We start from the raw sequence: 3,716 nt of genomic DNA on the forward strand, positions 1-3,716 counted from the left end.
AAATAATGCATCCCGATCCCGCCTTCCGATGGCCGAAATCTGCCAATGATCATCACGACGCCGACGAGCGGGCTGCGCTCGAGGCGATGATCTCCGATATCGGGTTCGGGATGGTCTTTGCCGAGACGCCGGATGGCCCGCGCGGTGCCCATGTTCCAGTGTTTTCCACCGGCGACGGCGCGCTGCAATTCCATCTTGCGCGCGGTAATGCGCTGACCAAGCATATCGCCAAGGGCAAAGCGCTCTGCGTGATCAACGGTCCCGACGCCTATATCAGTCCGGACTGGTACGGGATCGACGATCAGGTTCCGACCTGGAATTATCTTGCGCTGGAACTGGAAGGCAAGGTTCGCCGGATGGAGCGCGAAGGCCTGGTCAGTCTGCTCGACGATCTGTCCGCCCAGAATGAAGCAAAGCTGGCTCCCAAAAAGCCGTGGCATCGTGACAAGATGGACGGGCAAAAGTTTGAAAAATTGACTGACGCGATTATCGGTTTTGAAATGGAAATATTGGCCTGGCGTCCGACCGCGAAGCTTGGCCAGAACAAACCGGCTGCGGTGCGGGAAAGCGCTGCTTCAGCGCTTGAAGCCACGGGCCGCCGCGCGGTTGCCCATCTGATGCGGGAATTTGGTAAAAAATGACCAACAAGCTGGCCCTGTTCGACTGCGACGGCACGATGGTCGATAGCCAGGCCAATATCTGCACCTCGATGGTTCAGGCCTTCGAAAAACACGGTCTGGTCCCGCCCGATCACCATCTGGTACGGCGGATCGTCGGTCTCAGCCTGATGGAAGCGGTGGCGCAATTGCTGCCCGAAGGCGACGAAGCGATCGTCGCTGCGGTGACCCAATCCTACAAGGACGGTTTCTTCGCGCTGCGCGAGGCGGGCGGGGTGCACGAGCCGCTTTATGACGGGCTGCTCGAGATATTGGAAGAATTGGAAGCATCCGGCTGGGTCCTGGGCGTGGCCACCGGCAAGTCGGATCGCGGTCTTCGCCATGTGCTGGAAACCCACGGCCTGTCGGATCGATTTGTGACGCTGCAAACCGCAGACCGGCATCCCTCCAAGCCACATCCGGCAATGGTCGAGCTGGCGATCATCGAAGCGGGCGCGGCGCCGGAAACCACGGCGATGATTGGCGATACCAGCTTCGACATGGAAATGGCGGTCAACGCCAGGGTGCGCGCGGTCGGCGTCGACTGGGGCTATCATGACGAGCATGAACTGATCAATGCCGGTGCGGAAATCGTCGCGGCAACAATGGCAGATTTGAACGGAATATTGAACCGATGAGCGAACCGATAGCCGACCAGCCCGAATATATTCCCGATCCGGTGAAGGAAAAGCAGGCGAAGGCGGTGCACTTCATGGTCAGCATCATTCGACTGCTCGGTGTAGCGCTGGTGATGCTCGGGCTGGCGATCGTTCTGGATCGCCTGCCGCCGGTTCCGGCTCCGGCCGGCTATGTGCTGATCATTCTGGGCCTGGCCCAGATGTGGGCCGCACCGGTCTGGATCATCCGCAAATATATTCGCGCCCGCGTCGCCGAGGAAGAAATCGCCAAAGCGGCGGAAGGTGCAGACAAGCCGTGAAACGTTTTTACAAGGACGTTTCGGTATCGCCGCACGGTGACGCATTTGCGATCTTGCTCGACGGGCGCCCGATGAAGACACCGCAGCGCAATCTGCTTGCCGTGCCGCTATCCGGGCTAGCCGATGCAATTGCCGCCGAATGGGCCGAGCAGGGAGAAGATATAATCCCCGCAGCAATGCCGCTGACCGCACTGGCGCAAGGCGCGCTGGATCAGGTCGGCAACGAACGCAACCGGATCGTTTCGCGTATCGCCGCCTTTGCCGACAGCGATATGCTCTATTATCGCGCCGACACCGGCCAGCAGGCGCTTATCGACCATCAGGCGGAGCAGTGGGATCCGCTGCTCGACTGGGCACAGAAACGCTATGATGTCGGCTTCAACCTGATCTTTGGTATCAAATATGAGGCGCAGCCGGATGAAACGATCCGGCGGCTGACCGAGACGGTTGAGGCTCGGGATGATTTCACGGTGGCGGCTATGTTGTCGCTGGTCGGCCTGTCCGGATCGCTGATCGCCACACTGGCGCTGGTCGAACAGGCCCGTGACACCGACACTCTCTGGCCGCTGGTCAATCTGGAAGAGCTTTGGCAGGAGCAGCAATGGGGCCGCGACGATCAGGCCGTGGCCGCTCGAAGCATCAAGCAAGCAGAGTTCGAGGCTGCTGCGTTATTTCTTAACCTGTCCCGCACTTAGTTTTTCCCTTTGTTCCGTTTTTCCGTTAGAGGGCTGAAACTGTAACGGAGACTGCATGAACACCGAAGCCACTCTATGTGCCACGCCCGCCAAAGCGGTAGCGCTGCTTGAAAAACTTTACGTCGAACAAATCGAAATCACAGCGGCACGCTTTAGACGCTATGCGACGTCCAAACTGTCAAAGGATGACCGGCAACAGGGCCTGTATCCACAGATCAGTGTCGAAATCCCCGCCGATCAGGCGACCGAGACCAGCCATCTGGCGGCCGGACATCTGGCCGATATCAACACCTATCGCACGACCATCACCGAACCGAAATTATACCGCGCCTATCTGCTCGACCAACTGCAGCGTATCGCCACGACCTTCACCGCGAAAATCTGGGTCGGCCTTTCCGACACCCCGATTCCGCTGGCTTTTGCGCTCGAGGATGCCGGTGCCGGCCTCGACCGGGCGAAGAAGGAAAAGCTGCCCAATTATTTCCACACCCCCAATCTGATCAAGACGAATGACGAGATTGTCGATGGCGGCCAGATTTTCCAGGGCGAGGAAGCCTCGGCGCTCGCCCTGTTCACCGCCGAGCGGGTCGACTATTCGCTCCACAGGATCCGCCATTATTGCGCGACCGATCCCGAGCATTTCCAGCCCTTCATCCTGTTCACCAACTATCAGCGCTATGTCGACGAGTTTATCGAGCATGGCCTGGCGGAAGTGAAATCCGGCAAGGCGACGATGCTGGTCGAGCCGGGCAACCGGATCACCGGCAAGGATGGCAAGCCCTCCGCGCCGCCCATCGCCAAGCCGCCGCAAATGCCCGCCTATCATCTGGTTCGCGGCGACGGCCGGCCCGGGGTGACCCTGGTCAATATCGGCGTCGGCCCTAGCAATGCCAAGACGATCACCGACCATCTCGCGGTGCTCCGCCCGCATGTCTGGCTGATGATCGGCCATTGCGGCGCGCTGCGCCGGACCCAGCGGCTCGGCGACTATGTCCTTGCCCACGCCTATTTGCGCGATGACAATGTGCTGGACGACGTGCTGCCGCCCAGCATTCCGCTGCCGACAATTGCCGAAGTGCAGCTGGCGCTGACTCAGGCGGTGCAGGAAGAAACCGGTATCGACAAATCAAAACTCAAACAGCAATTGCGTACCGGGACCGTGGTGACCACGGGCGACCGCAACTGGGAGCTGCGCTTCGAACAGATTGCCAAGCGGCTCAACCAGTCCCGCGCCATCGCCATCGACATGGAATCGGCGACGGTCGCGGCCAACGGCTATCGCTACCGCGTGCCCTACGGGACCCTGCTGTGCGCTTCCGACAAACCGTTGCACGGCGAGATCAAGTTGCCCGGCATGGCCGATGCCTTCTACCAGGAACGCGTGGGCCAGCACCTTGCCATCGGCCTGCGCGCGATCGACCTGCTGGC

The 3,716-nt window shown here is 60.2% G+C and carries 5 protein-coding genes; all 5 read left to right on the forward strand.

The annotated features are described in order from the left end of the window. Nucleotides 1-641, forward strand: a 641-nt coding sequence (locus WBM93_RS05795) for an FMN-binding negative transcriptional regulator (RefSeq protein ID WP_424429410.1), incomplete at its 5' end; no start/stop codon positions are given. Next, nucleotides 638-1,294 carry an HAD-IA family hydrolase gene (locus tag WBM93_RS05800; RefSeq protein ID WP_424429412.1) on the forward strand — a complete coding sequence of 219 codons (657 nt, stop codon included), beginning with the start codon at nucleotides 638-640 and terminating at the stop codon, nucleotides 1,292-1,294. The genes WBM93_RS05795 and WBM93_RS05800, both read left to right, overlap by 4 nt. Then, on the forward strand, nucleotides 1,291-1,593 hold the full coding sequence (locus tag WBM93_RS05805; protein WP_424429415.1) for a hypothetical protein: 303 nt from the start codon (nucleotides 1,291-1,293) through the stop codon (nucleotides 1,591-1,593). The genes WBM93_RS05800 and WBM93_RS05805 overlap by 4 nt, the downstream gene beginning before the upstream one ends. Next, entirely contained in the window at nucleotides 1,590-2,288 is a 699-nt protein-coding gene (locus WBM93_RS05810; protein ID WP_424429418.1) for an ATP12 family chaperone protein, read from the forward strand. The genes WBM93_RS05805 and WBM93_RS05810 overlap by 4 nt, the downstream gene beginning before the upstream one ends. Before the next feature lie 55 nt (nucleotides 2,289-2,343). Continuing rightward, nucleotides 2,344-3,716 (forward strand): AMP nucleosidase (locus WBM93_RS05815; protein WP_424429421.1); only part of this gene is annotated, 1,373 nt, incomplete at its 3' end.

Source organism: Parasphingorhabdus sp., from assembly GCF_049667325.1.
Taxonomy (GTDB): domain Bacteria; phylum Pseudomonadota; class Alphaproteobacteria; order Sphingomonadales; family Sphingomonadaceae; genus Parasphingorhabdus.

What these genes read in the sequence shown, in the direction of transcription:
- WBM93_RS05805 (WP_424429415.1), top strand. Translation starts at nt 1,291, where the DNA reads ATGAGCGAACCGATAGCCGACCAGCCCGAATATATTCCCGATCCGGTG.
- WBM93_RS05800 (WP_424429412.1), top strand. Translation starts at nt 638, where the DNA reads ATGACCAACAAGCTGGCCCTGTTCGACTGCGACGGCACGATGGTCGAT.